General features: G+C 58.6%; 11 protein-coding genes. 4 read left to right on the top strand and 7 right to left on the bottom strand.

What is annotated here, in order from left to right:
* Window positions 1-147: 147 nt before the first annotated feature.
* The 6 genes from ABC336_RS18995 to add form a co-directional block, all read right to left on the bottom strand.
* Entirely contained in the window at window positions 148-1,839 is a 1,692-nt protein-coding gene (locus tag ABC336_RS18995) for an alpha/beta fold hydrolase (protein WP_413240133.1), read from the bottom strand.
* 36 nt (window positions 1,840-1,875) lie between these two features.
* A complete protein-coding gene (locus tag ABC336_RS19000) occupies window positions 1,876-2,982 on the bottom strand; it encodes a DUF1648 domain-containing protein (protein WP_413240134.1) in 1,107 nt (368 codons plus the stop codon).
* A 52-nt stretch (window positions 2,983-3,034) separates the two neighbouring features.
* Window positions 3,035-3,412, bottom strand: a complete 378-nt coding sequence (locus ABC336_RS19005) for a GntR family transcriptional regulator (protein ID WP_413240135.1) — start codon at window positions 3,410-3,412, stop codon at window positions 3,035-3,037.
* Between the two features lie 166 nt (window positions 3,413-3,578).
* Window positions 3,579-4,667, bottom strand: a complete 1,089-nt coding sequence (locus ABC336_RS19010; RefSeq protein ID WP_413240136.1) for a Gfo/Idh/MocA family protein — start codon at window positions 4,665-4,667, stop codon at window positions 3,579-3,581.
* Between the two features lie 329 nt (window positions 4,668-4,996).
* Window positions 4,997-7,207 (bottom strand): MMPL family transporter, encoded by a 2,211-nt coding sequence (locus ABC336_RS19015; protein ID WP_413240137.1) that lies wholly within the window; start codon window positions 7,205-7,207, stop codon window positions 4,997-4,999.
* 37 nt (window positions 7,208-7,244) lie between these two features.
* Window positions 7,245-8,315, bottom strand: a complete 1,071-nt coding sequence (gene add / locus ABC336_RS19020) for an adenosine deaminase (protein WP_413240138.1) — start codon at window positions 8,313-8,315, stop codon at window positions 7,245-7,247.
* A gap of 204 nt (window positions 8,316-8,519) precedes the next feature.
* Between add and ABC336_RS19025 the strand changes: the two genes are divergently transcribed.
* Window positions 8,520-10,286 (top strand): ABC transporter ATP-binding protein, encoded by a 1,767-nt coding sequence (locus ABC336_RS19025; protein ID WP_413240139.1) that lies wholly within the window; start codon window positions 8,520-8,522, stop codon window positions 10,284-10,286.
* Window positions 10,283-12,301: an ABC transporter ATP-binding protein gene (locus ABC336_RS19030; protein ID WP_413240140.1), complete on the top strand. Its 2,019-nt coding sequence runs from the start codon at window positions 10,283-10,285 to the stop codon at window positions 12,299-12,301. Before ABC336_RS19025 ends, ABC336_RS19030 begins: the two co-directional genes overlap by 4 nt.
* Window positions 12,302-12,448: 147 nt before the next feature.
* On the opposite strand, the gene ABC336_RS19035 is transcribed toward ABC336_RS19030, so the two are convergent.
* Complete coding sequence (locus tag ABC336_RS19035) at window positions 12,449-13,459, bottom strand: copper amine oxidase N-terminal domain-containing protein (protein WP_413240141.1); 1,011 nt, start codon at window positions 13,457-13,459, stop codon at window positions 12,449-12,451.
* Between the two features lie 186 nt (window positions 13,460-13,645).
* Here ABC336_RS19035 and ABC336_RS19040 point away from each other — a divergent pair, with 186 nt between their 5' ends.
* Together ABC336_RS19040 and ABC336_RS19045 are read left to right on the top strand one after the other, a co-directional pair.
* On the top strand, window positions 13,646-15,391 hold the full coding sequence (locus ABC336_RS19040; protein ID WP_413240142.1) for an ABC transporter ATP-binding protein: 1,746 nt from the start codon (window positions 13,646-13,648) through the stop codon (window positions 15,389-15,391).
* On the top strand, window positions 15,384-17,210 hold the full coding sequence (locus tag ABC336_RS19045; protein WP_413240143.1) for an ABC transporter ATP-binding protein: 1,827 nt from the start codon (window positions 15,384-15,386) through the stop codon (window positions 17,208-17,210). Before ABC336_RS19040 ends, ABC336_RS19045 begins: the two co-directional genes overlap by 8 nt.
* Window positions 17,211-17,527 lie beyond the last annotated feature (317 nt).

The following is a 17,527-nucleotide window of genomic DNA, read 5'->3' on the forward strand; positions in this document are numbered from 1 at the left end:
AGGTGCCGAGGACAGCCGCCAAACGGAGCTGTAGATCTAAGAAGTAGCATTGCAGACGCCGATGGGGCACCAAACCGAGCTGTCACAAAAGCAGCGACTGTGCCTTCAGAGAAGGCGACAGCCGCTGCTTGTTGGGTGTCCAGGGGGTTATTGCAGATCCAGAATCCATTCCGCGATATCGTCCAGTACGGTCTCCGAGACGTTGCCCGGCACTTTATATTCCTCCGGCGTGCCTTTGGCGGGACCGTCGTAAGCGATGAAGAAGTGGTTAAGACCAGGATACAGCTTGAACGCAGCATTCGCTTTCCCCTCGAATAGGGTTTTCCAAGCTTCGTAATCCGTGTCTCGCTTCACCTGGAAGTCATCCTCCCCCTGCAGCACCAATACCGGCTTGGTCAATTCGGCGACATACTGTACCGCACTATGTTGATCCATCTCCTTGAAATAGTGGGCCGGCATGCCGAATACGATCGCAGCTTGGGCTTCCTCCATCGACATCTCGGCAATCGATTGCGCTCTCAGCAGCTCGGCTGCCAGCCAAGCTTCATTGGCTGCCTTGGCCGGGTCGCTGTCACTGAGCGAGGAGATGTGATCGGCATTCTGGTCGTAGATAATCTCCCACAGCGGTCTTGGTGAGCCCGCGAGCAGGATCAAGCCGGCGAAATCGCCGCCCTCGGCATCGATCCGGGGAGCCAGCATGCCGCCAAGGCTGTGCCCGATGACATACACCTGTGAAGCGTCGATGCGCTGGTCTTGCTTGAGCAGCTCGGCAGCGGCGATCGCATCGTCAACGGTCTCTTCCTTTACGGTCAGCAGAGCTGCTTCCTCAGGCGTAAAGCTTTGTCCGTGGACGTAAGTCCGCTTGTCATAACGCAGCACCGCGATGCCCTGCTCGGCAAGGCCCCATGCCAGATCGCGGAACGGCGCATAGGCGAAGGCCGCTTCATTGCGGTCGCTCGGACCCGAGCCATGGACCAGCACGACGGCAGGCAGCGGGCCATCGGCTTGCGCGGGCAGTGTCAGCAGACCCTCCAGCGGGTAATCCGTACCGGCGCCTACCGTAATCTGCTCCTCGATGAGGCCCTCCGGGGCCTCGATGACTGTGGATATCGGCTGGAACAGGATGCCGCTGATCCGGTTGTCCGGGTTGACCTGCAGGGACAGCTTCATATCCGTCAGCTCGAAGGCAAGGACGACTGTAACATCAACCCCTTGCGAGCTCTGCTCGGCTTCGATGGTACGGATCGCTGTGAATGCGCCGCTGGCTTGCTCCAGCTGTTGCCATAGCGAGCCGAGTGCAGCGAGCGGGACGGCTTGCTGGACCTGCGGATCAAAGTAATCCTGCCAGAGCTGTCCATAATCGCCCGAGGCAAGCAGATGGACAATGTGCTCAGACAGCAACTCCGGTGCCACCTGCCGGGCGGCTATGGATACCGTTCCTGCTGCCGAATCGTAATCGGCGGCTAACCGCAGGATTTGGGTGAAGTAGGACAAGGGTACATAAACACGGTTATTGCGCAGCTCAGAGGCGCTGCCGAAGCTCATCTCCTGCTCCCCCATGACAGCCGTATGGCCGCCAATGACGATGCTTGTATCCAGGAGCGGACCGCTCAGACGGACCGTTTGGGCGGCTTGCTCATAATCCACCTTGAGCCCCAGCTCAACAGCGATGCTGCGCAGCGGCAGCATCACTTCGTTGCCGTTGGTATACGGATCCCCCCCTTGCGTGACAACGGGCTGCCCGTCAATCATCAGCTTGATGCCGCCGTCAGCGGCGGATGCAGGGAGAGCGGACAAGAGCATCACGAGAACAAGTGCGGATGCGGTGATTTTTTTCATGGAAAGGTGTTCCTCCTTAATGGATATAGGTCAAGCTTAAGCGTACCAGAGGGAGAGGATGACGATCACAATCGGAATGGCGGCAATCAGCCAGGCTAGCGGCCTGCCCATATTGATGGTCCAGCCGACGCCAAAGCGCTTCTCCAGGAAGAGCGCCGGATCGGACGGGTTGAAGTAAATAACGCCAAGCTTCCAGTGCTTATCATTGTCCGAGGGTCCGCTGCCGACACCCCCCGGCCCGCCGGCTGGCTGGCGGATGCGGCTCCCGCCCTGTCCCAGACGCACCGACAGCCAGATCGAACCCCCAATGATGGAGGCAACCATCAGTACCACGACAACGAGCGTTGTGTTGGGACCGATACGGAGCAGGTTGGAAATCGACATCCACGAGAGCATTAATATAATGAGAAACGAAGTGATAACCAGGAATACCGACCAACTGCGGCGGAAAATAATATTGCGCTTCATCGAGCCTTCCGGATCTGCAGCGTCGATCTGCTGCTTGCTGATGACGATGCTGAAGTTGATCAGCATGAACAAGGCAATCATCATCATCTGTATGCCCACCGGCCAGAGCAGGGCAGAGTAGGATTTGGCCGCAGATCGCGTCACCTCACCGTCAAAGCCGTACTGCATAACCAGCGTATCAGGAAAGCGGTCATAGAACAGCAGTACTACAGCCAAGGTTGCCAAGGTTAACAGCAGATGCGGAATGAACCAGTAGTTGGATGCTGCGAGCTTTTGCTGCCTGAACGAAGTGTGGATGACAGCGGTCTGTATCGTGGGACTTCCCCAGTTGCGCTCCTGTTTCATACGCTTCATCAGGTAATGGTAGCGCAGGTACACTGCGAAGCCCGCTGCAAACATGCCGACGAGGTAAACGGCCAATCCGGTCGTCATTTCCTCTGCATCGCCAAGCTGAAAGAAAAATACAATCGCTGCAGCCATCAAGAGGTTGATGGTGATCAGGATGATCGCATAGTGCCTTCTCATCTGCCGGACATCAGGATGCCGGTACACTTCTTCGGTGATGGAAATGCCGAAGCTTTCGGTACGCCGGGTAAGATAGGGAACGGCAATCAGCATGAAGCTGACCGGGAGCAAAATTGTAGCCAGAAGCAGCCAAACCGTCCAATTTTCCATGGTGTAGACCCCCTTTAACATATGAATGGTCGTCGCTCAGCCAGAGAGGCGTCTAGGAGCGGATCTGCCTGAAGATGGAGCGGCAGAGATGGAGCAGTTCATCCTCGCTGACCTTGCGGCAGATCGATTCGCTGATGAGCGGACGGAGCTTCTCTTCCAATGCCCGGAAGTAGGCATCATCCGCCTCAGGCAGATCTTTCTGAACCACGACCCCCTTCTGACGGTGGATCTCGACATAGCCATCCTGCTTCAACGCGGCATAGGCTTTATTGACGGTATGCATATTGATCCCCAGATCGGAGGACAGTGAGCGTACTGACGGCAAGGGCTCGCCCGGCGCGAGCGCTCCGCTGGCAATGCCTTCGATAATCTGATTCGTCAACTGGGTGTAGAGCGGTACGTCGGATTCCAGATTGATCCTTATCATCATTTGCTTCACCACCTATGCTATCTGTTATATTTGTAGTATAACAGATAGGTCGAGCTACGGTCAAGAAGGTAGATGAGGAGGGCCACAAAATGGAGCGTTGAATAATGAAAAAGGGCGTCCCTCAGTCATCTGCGATGACTGAGGGACGCCCTTATCTTACACTTATCTAGCTGTTCAGGTAGACGGTCTTGCCAGTACGAGCGGACTCGTAGATCGCTTCGAGGATCTCGGTCACGACGAGCGCCTGCTCCGGCAGGACAACGGGGTCGGTGTCGCTCAGGATCGAGTTGATCCAGGCTGCTGCCTCCACATCGATGTCCTTGTCGCCGCCGCTGCCTTCGTAGAAGGCTACGCCGCCGCCTTTGAGGTCGATCTCTTTCACGTACAGACGGCTTTTCTCCTCGCCGTTGATGCGGAGGCCGCCTTTCATGTCCGCGCCGCCTTCTGTACCGGAGAGGGTACATTTAGCTTCGTCGACTTCCAGCGTATTCAGCGCCCAGCTCGCTTCCAGCGTGATCGTCGCGCCGTTCTCCATCTTGATGAAGCCTACTGCGGAGTCTTCAACAGTGAACTTGGCCGGATCCCATGGTCCCCAAGCATTCGCTGCATTTTCCTTCTGTCCGAGCTTGTGGAAGACCGAGCCGGTAACGGACACTGGCTTGTAGTTGTCCATCATCCAGAGCGTCAGGTCAAGCGCATGCGTGCCGATATCGATGAGCGGGCCGCCGCCTTGCTTCTCTTCGTCGAGGAACACGCCCCATGTCGGTACGGCACGTCTGCGAACAGCATGAGCGCGTGCATAGTAGATCTCGCCAAGCTCGCCTTCCTCGCATACTTTTTTCAGATACTGGCTGTCTGGGCGGAAACGGTTGTTGTAGCCGATCGACAGTTTTTTGCCGGTGCGCTTAGCTGCAGCGACCATCTCGCGCGCTTCGGCAGCCGTTTTGGCCATCGGCTTCTCACACATAACATGCTTGTCCGCTTCCATCGCGGCGATCGAGATCTCAGCGTGGGAGTCGTTTGGCGTCAGAACGTGGACGACATCGATCTCCTGATCCTTCAACAGCTCACGGTAGTCGGTGTACGTTTTAGCGCCGGGTACGCCATATTTTTCAGCCGCTTGAACGGCTCTGTCTTCAACAATATCGCAAAAAGCGACCAGCACGACATTTTGGTTGCGGCTCAGAGCTGGCAGATGCTTGCCGTTAGCAATACCGCCACAGCCGATCAGTGCGACTTTCAATACTTGGCTCATTAAAGATACCTCCTGGAATATAGGGTTGAACACGTTTACAGATGCAATTTAAAGGTAAAGCTTGCGCCTGCAGGGTGTCAAGCATTGGATGAGACTGCGGAACCAGAGGCGGATAAATGTGCCCTCCAGAACCGCCGCTAGGCAGCCGGTTTCTCCAACTGACACGTCCCTCTCAATGTACCATAATGCAGGCGCGGATCATATTCCGACATTGTGCAATAAAAACTTCGAAATTACGACATCGCCCTGAAAATGGAACCAAGCACAGCGCTCCCCTCCGGCGCGAACTGCAACTGCAAGACGCGGGAAGGGAGGCCGGGACGCTATGCTTATCCGGTATCCGTCTGATCCCGGCGGCTCCGGAAGAAACGCGGCGCCCACCAGTTCCAGCGTCCCATCAGCTTCATCATCGACGGCACGAGGATCATCCGGACGATCGTCGCATCGATGAAGATGGCCAGGGCGATCCCGACACCGAGCTGCTTGACGGGCATGACGCCGGTGAAGGCAAAGGCGCCGGTGATGACGATCATAATCGCTGCCGCCGAGGTGATGATCTTGCTCGTCAGCGCCAGACCCTGCAGCGTCGCCTCATTATTATTGCCCGTCTCCCGGTAGATCTCCTGGATACGCGAGATGAGGAACACCTCATAGTCCGTACTCAGCCCGAACACGATGCTGAAGATGAAGATCGGGATGAAGAGGGCGATATCCGTCGCCGTCAGCCCGAACATGCCATTCTGGAAGATCCAGACGATAATGCCGAAGGTGGCGCATAAGCTGAGTGCGTTCATAACAATCGCCTTGAGCGGGATCAGTACCGAGCGGAAGGCAATGAACAGGATCAGATATGTGGCGCTAAGAATAAATAAGAGCGTATAAACAATCTTGGTCGAGATTTCGTCGAAGATCTCCTGGTTAAACTTGGCGTAGCCGCTGACGAGCAGCGAAATGCCGTTATCGACGCGGTCCCAGTCCCGCACCCAATCCTGCGTCGTATCCGAGTAAGGCTCGCCCGCCAGCTCTACCTGCAACAGCATGCGGTTGCCGGCAGTGAACTGATCCACGAGCGGTGCAAGCTGGGCGGATGCCTCGGGATTGGCAAGCATTGCTGTCATCTGCTCCCCGTCCAGACCACCGGCCAGCGAGAACAACGATTGCACGGCATTGACCTGCGGATCTGCCTTCAGCCGCTGCGTCAGCATATGCAGCTCCTGCAGCGAAGCCGGATCGGTCGCCTCGGCTGCCGTCTCTGCCAGGATGACGACCTCGGAGACCTGCCCGTCGCGGAACGTTGCTTCATATAGATCATAGGCCGCTTTGGATTCGTAGCCATCCGGCAGCGCATCCGCAGCAGGGACGCGCAGCACCATATCCTTGATCGGGATCGAGCTGGCGAGCAGCACGAGGAAGGCTGCCAGCGCCATGACGACCGGTCTGCGCATCACAAACGACGCAAAGCTCAGCCAGGCGCTGCGCTTCTCCGGGCGCTCCTTGAGCAGCATGAGCCGGTTGATCCGCGGTCCCAGCAGCGAGAGCAGCGCAGGCAGCAGCGTCAAGGCCGAGAGGATGGAGAAGAAGACGACCGTCATCCCGCCCAGGGCGATAATTTTGAAGAGGTCAATCTGGATGAACAGCATCCCCGCCAAGCCGATGAAGACGCACAAGCCGGAGAAAATGATCGATTCGCCCGCCGTGCGAACGGAGATGCGCACCGATTCGTGGACAGAATGCTGCTTCAGCTCCATCCGGAACCGGTTGACGAAGAGCAGTGCAAAGTCGATGCCGAGCGCAAGCCCGAGCATGACGACGACATTGAGCAGGAAGATCGATAGCTCCATCTGCAGGCCGAAGAAGTACAGCACGCCGAGGGTGCTGACGACGCTGATCAGTCCGATGATGAGCGGCAACGCAGCGGCGACCAGCCCGCCAAAGGCAAACAGCAGGACAAGCATCGCCACCGGCAGACCGATCATCTCGGCACGGGTCAGGTCCTCCTGACTCGCTCTGTTCAGATCCTCTTCGATGATCGGCGCCCCGGTCAGCCCGACCGGGACGCTCTCTTCCTGCAGCTCAGCGACAGCTTCGCGGACGAGGGCGATGTTGTCCGCCATATCTACCGTCAGCATGTCGAAGCTCAAGGAAGCATAGGCGACGCCTTCCCGCAGCATCCCGGGGTCGGCCCGGACGCCTTCGGCAGGATAGGGCGAAGCCGTATCGGCGAGCGACTCGAGCGGCAGCGCCTGCAGACGCGACACTGAAGCGGTGACAGTCTGCTGAAACTGCTCGTCTGTGACGCCGCCAGGCTGCTCGAAGACGAGCATCAGCGTCGATTCATAGATGCCGAAGTCTTCACGGAGGATAACGTTGGCCTCGGCGAAGGAGCCTTCCATGACAAAACCGCTGCCCTTCAGAAGGGAAGGGAGCTGGTAGGCAAAGAAGGAGAGCCCGATTACGACAATAATCCAGATGGCCAGGACAACCTTGCGGAATCGATAGCACAGGTCGCCCAGCAAGGTTAGCAGGGTATTCAACGACAATCACTCACTCTCATTATTGTGCTGCTTTGCTCTATGTTCAGGCATGTCCATGCAGCCTGATGCCGAGACCGGCACAGCTGCAGAGCAGCTGCCGGCGCAGCGCTTCTTTGCCTGCGGGATCCAACCAGGCGGCTTCGATGCTGCTGAGGATCAGCGTGGCGATCTCTGGCGCGGTGAAGCCGAAGCGGGCCGCCAGCTCGCCGTACTCCCGCGTCATGGAGGTGCCGGAGACGGTCGGGTTGTCGGTGTTGACCGTGACGAACAAGCCTTGCTCGACATACTCCCGGATCGGGTAATCGGCCCAGTCCGCCACCGCCCTGGTCTGGATGTTGCTGACCGGACACAACTCCAGCGGCACCTGAAGTCTGCGGATCTCGTCGAGCAGCTCCGGATCCTCGCGCAGCCGTACGCCATGGCCGATCCGAACGGCGCCCAAGCCGTGGATCGCTTCGCGGATATTGGCGGGGCCGCCCGCTTCTCCGGCATGGATCGTCGCCGGCAAGCCGCGCTCTGCCGCCAGCCCGAATACGCTGCGGAACAGCTCCGGCGGATAGCCGGCTTCATCGCCGGCGAGGTCGACTGCGGCCAGTCCTTGCCCCATATAGCCGGCCGCCGCTTCGATGACCTCGCGGTTGAGAGACTCGGGATGGTGGCGCATGCAGATGGCGATGGCCTGGGCCTGGACGCCGAAGTCCTGCTCGCCCCGGCGGAGTCCCGCCAGCACATGGCCGATCGCTTGAGCGGGACTGAGGCCGCGCCCGGTGTGCAGCTGCGGGGCGAACCGGACTTCGATATAGATGCAGTTATGAGCCGCGCTCTGCTGCAGGGTCTCGTAGGCGGCGCGCTCCAGCGCTTCGCCGGTCTGCAGCAGCGGCAGCACGAGATCGAAGCGCTCCAGGTATTGCTTCAGGCTGTCGCACGCCCCGTCTACTTGCATGTAGGGGAGCAGAGCGGCAGCGTCATCCGCTGGCAGCGGGTGCTGCTCGGCCCGGGCGAGTTCCAGCAGGGTCTGGGGCAGGATGCAGCCGTCGAGATGCAGATGCAGATCGACCTTGGGCAGCGCTGCGATGAGCTGCTGCAGGGCAGCATCCGGAGCAGGTGTGGTCATGGGTGAATAACCTCCATTTCAGATTGGCAGAGGGGGGCTCGCCAGCGTCGATTAACCATTGTAATGCAAACATACCGTTCCCCCGGGGCGGTGTCAAATGTCGGCTTTTTTCTAATCTGAAGCAGCTATAAAAGAAAGGGTATTCAATGGCCGTCCAAGATTGTACAATGGGAAAATACGGATTTTGAAATGGAGGCTTGAGGCATGCAGTTTGTCACCCAGCTGAGCTGGTTTTTCAAAAAGCGATGGGTATTCTATGTGCTGACCGTACTGCTGATGGCATGCACAAGTTATCTGAACAGCGTAGCCCCCCGGCTGGTGGGCAATACGGTTGATCAGATCCGTGACGGCATCTTGACCTGGGATACGCTGCGTCAGACGGTCTGGCTGCTGCTAGGCATCGCGCTGACGATGTACATCTTCATCTACATATGGAATAACCTGCTGTTCGGCAGCGCGGTGCTGCTGGACAAACAGCTGCGTGAACGGCTGTTCCGCCACTGGACGCGGATGACGCCGTCCTTCTTCCAGCGCAACCGCTCCGGCGAGCTGATGGCGCTGGCCTCCAATGATATTCAGGCCGTGAGCAATACCGCCGGCTTCGGGGTGCTGACATTGGTCAATACGATTGTCATCACGACAGTCGTCGTCATCTCGATGATCGTGTTCGTCAGCTTCAAGCTGATGGTCGCCGCGCTCCTGCCGCTGCCGCTGCTGGCGCTGGCGATCAACCGGCTGGGCCGGGCGATGCGATCCCGCTTCCTCGATGCCCAGCAATCGTTTGGCCATATGAACGACCATGTGCTGGAGTCGATCTCGGGGATGCGCGTGCTTCGTTCGTATGTCCAGGAGGAGCAGGATGTGGCGGCTTTTGAGCGGGTCACTACAGATGTGATGGACAAAAATATCCGGGTCGCATACATCCATGCGCTGTTCCAGCCTGCGGTCTCGCTCATCGTCGGCGTCAGCTTTGCCATCGGCATCGGCTATGGCGCCTATCTCGTCTTCCAGAACGAGATCACGCTGGGCGAGCTGGTGACCTTCAATATCTACCTCGGTCTGCTGATCTGGCCGATGATCGCCTTCGGTGAGTTCATCAACATCCTGCAGCGCGGCAATGCCTCGGTTAACCGTATCCAGGATAATCTGGAGCAGCGGGAGGAGGTCACGGAGCCGCAGCAGCCGGTAGAGGTGGCAGTGCCTGAGCGGATCAGCTTCCAGGGGCTGACCTTCCGTTATCCGGGCGCGGGCAGCGACAGTCTGCGCGAGATCCGGCTCGAGGTCGAGCGGGGCGCGACGATCGGCATCGTCGGCCGCACCGGCAGCGGCAAGAGCACGCTCCTGAAGCAGCTGCTGCGGCAGTATCCGATCGAGCCGGAGCGGCTATCGGTCAGCGGGGTGCCGATCGAGACGATCTCCCTGCAGCGGCTGAAGTCCTGGATCGGCTATGTGCCGCAGGAGCATCTGCTCCTCTCCAAGACGCTGCGGGACAATATCGCACTGGGCAAGCCAGAGGCGACAGATCAAGAGATCAAGCGGGCGCTGGAGATGGCTTATCTGGCCAGGGATATCGCCGCCATGCCCGACGGGCTGGACACGCTCGTCGGCGAGAACGGCGTCATGCTCTCCGGCGGGCAGAAGCAGCGGGTAGGCATCGCCCGGGCGCTGCTCCTGGATCCGGAGATTCTGATCCTCGACGATGCGCTCTCTGCGGTCGACGCCCGCACGGAGCACGCGATCCTGGATGCGATCCGCCGCGACCGCCAGGGGCGGACGACCTTCATCGCCACCCACCGTCTGACTGCGGTCACGCATGCGCAGCAGATCATCGTCATGGCCTATGGCGAGATTGCCGAGCGGGGCACCCATGACGAGCTGATGGCCCAGCAGGGCTGGTACCGTCAGCAGTATGACCGGCAACAGCTGGAGCAGAGCCTGCTGGAGAGCGACAAGGAGGAGCGGGGACAATGAGTCAGACTGCAGATCAAGACAACCGTCGTGAAGACGTCTCTTCCCGGGGCGGTACGGCTAAGCGTTTATTCCGTTATGTGCTGCTGTTCAAACGCAAGGTCGCCATCGCTATCCTCATCCTGATCATCGCGCTGGCGGCCCAGCTGGCGGGGCCGCTGCTGGCCAAACAGATCATCGACGAGCATATCCAGGCGATTACGTGGGCGTGGACGGAGCTGCCGCAGGCGGCTGTGCCGGAGCAGGTCCGCTCGGTGCCTTACCGCGAGATGGCTTACGTCCGCAGCGACTGGGCCGAGTCCGGCCAGCTGCCGCAGGATGCCGGAACCGCCAGGATCAGCCAGGATGGACTTACCATGTACTTGGAGAGTCCGACTTACGGCAGCGTGCCGCTGACTGCAGGCGAGGTCACGGACTTCTACCAGCACGACATGCAGCCCGTCCTCTTGCTGGTAGGGGCGATCATCCTGCTGGGCGTCGTGGCGAGTGTGCTCAACTTCGTCCAGAGCCTGATGCTGCAGACTGCGGCGCAGCGGATCGTCCAGCGTATCCGGATGGACGTCTTCCGCAACATGCACCGGATCCCGATCCGTTACTTTGACAATACGCCGGTCGGCCAGATCGTCTCGAGGATTGCCAACGACACGGAGAATATCAAAGAGCTCTACATGAGCTTCATGGCCACCTTCGTCGTCAGCGGGCTCAATATCCTGGGCGTATTCGCAGCCCTGTTGTTCCTGGACTGGCGGATGGCGCTCGTCTGCGCGATCCTGCTGCCGATCTATACGCTCATCATCATCCTGCATCTGAAGTTCTCGCGCCGCTATGTAGCGGCGATCCGGGCGAGACTGGCGGAGATGAATGCGACCTTGAACGAGACGATCCATACGATGCCGATCCTGCAAGCCTTCCGGCGAGAGGAGCGGACGCGCGAGGAATTCGAGGTGCTCAATGAAGACCGGTACCGCAACCAGCTGATGCAGTTCCGGATCTTTGCCTTCTCCGGCCGCAATGCCGTCTACTTCGTAGGCCGCCTGTTCACGGCGATGATCATCTGGTACTTCGGCAGCCAGTCGCTGACGGGCGCCATCTCGTTCGGGGTGTTCTATCTCTTCATCGATTACCTGGGCCGGATCTTCGAGCCGATCATCGGCATCTTCGATCAGATGATGAACGCCCAGCGGGCGGTCGTCTCGGCGGAGCGGGTGTTTGAGCTGATGGACAAGGAAGGACAGGAAGTCGACACGGCTCCGTCAGCAGAACGGCCTCAGGGGCATGTCGAGTTCGACGACGTCAGCTTCGGCTATCAGCCGGACAGCTACGTATTGAAGAACATCTCGTTCAGCGCCAGGCGTGGCGAGACGATCGCATTGGTAGGCCATACCGGCTCGGGCAAAAGCTCGATCATGAACCTGCTGCTGGGCTTCTATGAGCCGGCGGCAGGGGAGATCCGCATCGACGGTCAGGATGTGCGGACGATGTCCAAGCAGAATTTGCGCAAGCATATGGGTATCGTCCTGCAGGACCCGTACCTGTTCTCCGGCGATATCCGATCCAATGTCGCACTGCATCACGAGGGGTTGACCGACGAGCAGATCTGGAAGGCGCTGCAGGAGGTGGGGGCCGACCGCTTCGTGAGCCGGCTGCCGCAAGGCATGGACGAGCCGGTGCTGGAGCGCGGCGGCACGTTGTCCGCCGGGGAGCGGCAGCTGATCTCATTTGCCCGGGCGCTCGTCTACGATCCTGCGATCCTGATCCTAGATGAAGCGACGGCCAGCATCGACAGCGAGACGGAATCGCTCATCCAGCGGGCGCTGGATGTCGTCCGCGAAGGACGGACGACGTTTATCATCGCCCACCGGCTCTCGACGATCAAGGAAGCAGACACGATCCTCGTCCTGCACCGGGGCGAGATTGTGGAGCGCGGCAGCCACGACGAACTGATGGCCCGCGAAGGCCGTTACTACCGGATGTACCAGCTGCAGAGCAGCGAGGTAGGCTCCGGGGCGAGCGCTTAGCCCGTATTTATTATTCCTGACCACACAAAAACCTCCACCCTCCGGCCACGACCGGAGGGTGGAAGGTGTTTTTACTTCGTGATCTTAAGCGCTTTTCAGCACCGCCCAAACCGCTTCTCTGAATTACTTCGTGATCAAAAGCGCTCCTTACGTCGTCCACTCGTCGTTGATGATGCCGGTCAGCCGCCACTCTTCGCCATACGGCTGGAAGACGAGCCGCAGGCTGCGCCAGTCCATGCCCGCGTATTGTTCATCGATGCCATCGAAATGATATTCGACGATAATCGAGCCCCCGTAAACGGTCGGGGCATTGTTGATCATATTGCCGCTGAACAGCTGTTCGTTGTAGCTTACCTCGGGCGCCTGACGGAAGTCGTGGGAGTACACAAACCGCAGCCAGTAGTCTTCGAAGTCCAGCAGGATCGTCTCGCCGCTGCCGTCAAAGAAGCCCCACTCCCGCAGCTCGGGGTTGATCAGATTGGAGGCCAGCTCATCGGCATACAGGACGACATGTTCTTCCACATCGACATAGGAGTAAGGAGAGAAGCGCAGGCCTCGCTCCGGGTGCACATGGTCTGCGAGACCGTCCAGATCCAGCTCAGAGATCAATTGCATCACCTCGTCGGCCTGATCTGCGATTACATCCCGGGCTTCGGCCGGACTAAGCGCCGGGCCGTCCGTGCTCAGATGGACGATACGACTGTGGGTGTCCCACGCGGTCTGCACGCCGAGTCCCTCAGCGATGAAGCGAACCGGGATGAAGATACGGCCGTCGCGGATCGCGATCGTCGTGTCGATCGGCTGCTGCGCTCCGTTCACCAGCAGGTAGGGCTGCCCCAGTGTCAGTTGCAGCACTTGCCCCTCATGGCTGATCGTGGCTGTCTTGGTGTCCGCATCCCATTGGATTCCCTGCGGGGGCACGCCAAGCGCGGCTGCGAAGAAGCTGGCCGGCACCATCGTCCGTCCATCTTCATTAAGATACGGGGCGGGTTCGCCAGGTGGGCTGGTATAAAGTGCGCCGTCAATCGCAAACCGCGTCTGCAGCTCGCCTGTACTGGTCTGGGCGCTGGCATAGAGCGGCAACGCAAGCATGGAAACGATTACGAAAAGGACAAGAGCTGTGCGTCCTGACTGGTTGATTCGGGATGTTAAGTTCATTGCAAATCCCCCTCCATTATTTAAGCCTAACTCAATATTACCCGGTTTTAAGTGATGGCGAAACGGGGTTTTGCATAAATATAAGCGTGGTTCGCCCCCTTGAAACATCTGACGAATTGGATTAACATACGTAAGGAACGAGATTTCTACCATGCTCGACTATAATGATGCGGGGTGAGAAGGCTCTTGGACGGACGACGATTACTGTTAACGCATTTCAGAAGGTACGGATGGGTGTATGCAGGCGCTTTTGTGTTACTGGCTTCGGCCAACGTGATTTTTGCTTATTTCCCCAGTGTGCTGGGGCAGTTCGCCAACGAGTATGAGGCGAATGGACTGACGCAGCAGTCGATTTTGCGGTACAGCTTGATTCTTCTCTTTATCGGCATTGCTTACGGGGTGCTGTTTGGCCTCGGCCAGTATCTGAATCATCGGATGGGCAGACGCTTCGAATTCAACTCCAGGCAGCAGATGTTCCGGCACTTTACTCGGCTGAGTGAGCAGTATTATTCCAAGAACGGCACCGGCAAGCTGCTCAGTTACGTCATGAATGACGTGACCAGTGTCAGGGAATCGATCGCCAACGGCGCCAACCAATTGACCAATGCATCTGTGCTGCTGGTCTCGGTTGTCGTCATGATGTCGCTGAGCGGCCTGCCGCTTCAGCTTGTTTTTGTGTGCGTGCTGCCGCTCCTCTCGATCCCTTTCCTGGTCGTCTACTTCGGCCCGCGGATCCGCGACCGTTCCAGACGGGTGCAGGAGTCGCTGGCAGAGATGACCGAGTCGGCGGAGGAGCAGTTCGGCGGCATCCGGGTGACCAAAACCTTCGCGGTCGAGGATATCGCGGAGAAACGGTTCGGCGGCACGGTCGAGCAGATCCGCGAAAACCAGCTCAAGCTGGTGCGGATGGCCTCGATGTTCCAGGCGATCATCCCGTTCGCGGGGGCATTGTCGCTTGTCGTGGCCATCACGTATGGCGGCTATATGACGATCGGCGGCGCGCTGACGATCGGGCATTTCGTCGAGTTGACGTTCTATCTGCGGATGATCATGAACCCGCTGCAGCAGATCGGCAATGTCATCAATACGATGCAGCGGGCAAGGGCGTCGCTGGAGCGGCTGAACAAGCTGCTGGCCATCAAGCCCGACATCCAGGAGAACGAGCAGGCCAAGCCGCTGGCTCCGGGGGCGGGCGACGTACAGGTCCGCCATCTTTCCTTTGCTTATCCTGACAGCGGTCAGCCTTCGCTGAGCGACATCAATATTCAGGTGCCGCAAGGACATACGCTGGGCATCATAGGCAAGACCGGCAGCGGGAAGACAACCCTGGTCAAGCTGCTGCTGAGGGTCTACGACCCGCCCGAAGGAAGCGTATTCATCGGGGGCGAGGATATCAGCCGGCTGACGCTCGAGAGTCTGCGTACCCAGATCGCTTACGTACCGCAGGATGGTTTCTTGTTCAGCACGACGATCCGCGACAACATCGCCTTCTTCAAGCGGGATATCGGCGATGCCAATGTCGAGCAGGCCGCCAAGCTGGCGGAAGTGTATGACAACATAGCGGGCTTCGAGATGCGCTTCGAGACCAAGCTGGGCGAACGCGGTCTGACGCTCTCCGGCGGCCAGCGGCAGCGCACCAGCCTGGCGCGCGGTATCATCAAGGATGCGCCGATCCTCATCCTCGACGACAGTGTCAGTGCAGTGGATGCCCTGACGGAGACGGCCATCCTGACGAATCTCAGGTCGGTGCGCAAGGACAAGACGACGATCATCATCGCTCACCGGATCAGTGCGGTCAAGCATGCCGACGAGATCGTCGTCATGGATGAGGGCCGGGTCGTCGAGCGGGGCACCCATCAGGAGCTGATCCGCCTGCGGGGGCATTACGCCGCCCTGTATGCGATCCAGGAAGAAGGTGTGTCTCATGGCTAAGCCCGATACAGGCAATCACGAAGAGGAGATTAATCCGAACTATCAGACGGACGCGCTTACCAGGCGCAAGGCGTTCCGGGCGATGCTGGCCTACGCGAAGCCGCAGCGGCTCGTCTTCCTGGGCGTCTTCTTCTGCGCGATGCTGGCGATCTCGGCGGACCTGCTGCAGCCGTATCTGGTCAAGATCGTCATCGACGACAATCTTCTGGGGAGTGAAGAGGGAGCGGGCCGCATCATCGGTCTCGGTCTGTTCTATTTCTTGCTGGCGATTCTCAGTATGATCTTTACCTACCTGCAGGCCAACTTGCTGCAAAGAGCCGGACAGAGCATCGTCGCGGCGCTGCGCAAGGATTTGTTCCATCATATTGCCAAGCAGTCGATGTCGTTTTTTGACCGTCATGCGATCGGATCGCTGGTCACCAATGAGTCGAGCGATACAGAGACGATCAACCAGTTCTTCACCCAGGTGCTTCTGAGCATCGTCCGTGACGGCCTGTCGCTCATCATGATCATCGGCATGATGTTTTTCCTCGACGTCCAGTTGGCGCTGTATTGCTTGATCCTGCTGCCGCTGATCGCGGTGATTGCCGTTGCCTTCCGGACGATGCTCCGCAATTCGTACCAGCGGGCGCGGACGCAGCTGTCGCGGCTGATCGCCTTCCTGGCTGAGAATCTGTCGGGGATGAGTCTGATCCAGAGCTTCCATCAGGAGAAAGAGCAGGTATCCCGATTCTCGGATCGCAACCGCAAGTATTTGAAGGAGAGTCTGCGCGAGGTCAGAGCAACGGTTATCTTCAACCGTTCGTTTGATATTCTGGGCAATGTGTCGATCGCTTTCGTCGTCTATCTGGGCGGCATGGCTGTGTTCAATAGTGCGCTGGAGTTCGGCGTATTGTATGCCTTCATCAGCTACATCCGGCAGTTCTTCCAACCGATCAACCAGATCACGCAGCAATGGAATACGCTGCAGTCGACACTGGTGTCCGTCGAACGGCTGTGGCGCATCTTCTCGGTCGAGCCCGAGGTCCGCAATCCGCAGCCCGAGCAGACCCGGGAGCTCGGTATGGAGCGGGTGCGGGGGCAGGTCGATTTCAACCGGATCCGCTTCGCATACTCGGATGACCGCGATGTGCTGCGCGATCTGGAGCTGCATATCAAGCCGGGCGAATTCGTCGGCATCGTCGGTACGACGGGAGCAGGCAAAAGCTCGCTGGTCAACCTGCTGGCGCGCTTCTATGACGTCAACAAGGGCAGCGTCAAAATCGACGGCGTCGATATCCGGCAGCTCAAGCTGGAGTCGCTTCACCGCATCGTCGGGCTCGTCCAGCAGGAGCCGTATCTGTACTCGGGCTCGATCATCGATAATGTCCGCCTGTTCGATGAAACGATCAGCCGCGAGGCGGTCATCGAGGCTTGCCGCATGGTCGGCGCCGAGCAGATGATCAAACGGCTCAAGAAGGGCTACGATACGGTGCTGACGGAGCGTGGCAGCGGCTTGTCGGCCGGTGAGCGGCAGCTGATCTCCTTTGCCCGCATCCTGGTCTACCAGCCGCGGATTCTGATCCTGGACGAAGCGACGGCCAACCTCGACTCGCATACCGAGCGGCTGATCCAGCAGGCGCTGAGTGTCGTGTCCGTCGGCAGGACGACGCTGGTCATTGCCCACCGTCTGTCGACGGTACAGCAGGCCGATCGGATCATCGTGATGCGCAGCGGCGGCATCGTCGAAGAGGGGTCTCACGGTGAGCTGCTGAAGAACAACGGCTATTACGCCGACTTGTATCATCATGCGACACGGGGCACGGCCTCGGGCGAGTAGGCTTCAGGCAAAGCACTTTTAGCGCGATGAGGTATGGGTTTGGGGGCGCTCCCAAACCCGCCGCTCGCTGCGAAAAAAATTTTTGGCTAAGGTGATTAGATCCGGCGAAAGTGGTTAATATAAGGTAGAGAGTTCGACAAGCTGGTAGGAAGATGGTGGTTGATGCGGCTTACGATGAAGCGTATGGCAGCTTCAAAAAAATTCAAAAAACCATGTTTGCAATTCACATTCGAATGTGGTAATATAGGGTCAGTTGATAAAAGTGTAACACCGATTCGCATATTGAAAAGGGTTAACATTTTACGATGATACCTTTT

Source organism: Paenibacillus jepli (assembly GCF_047238105.1).
Lineage (GTDB): Bacteria > Bacillota > Bacilli > Paenibacillales > Paenibacillaceae > Paenibacillus_D.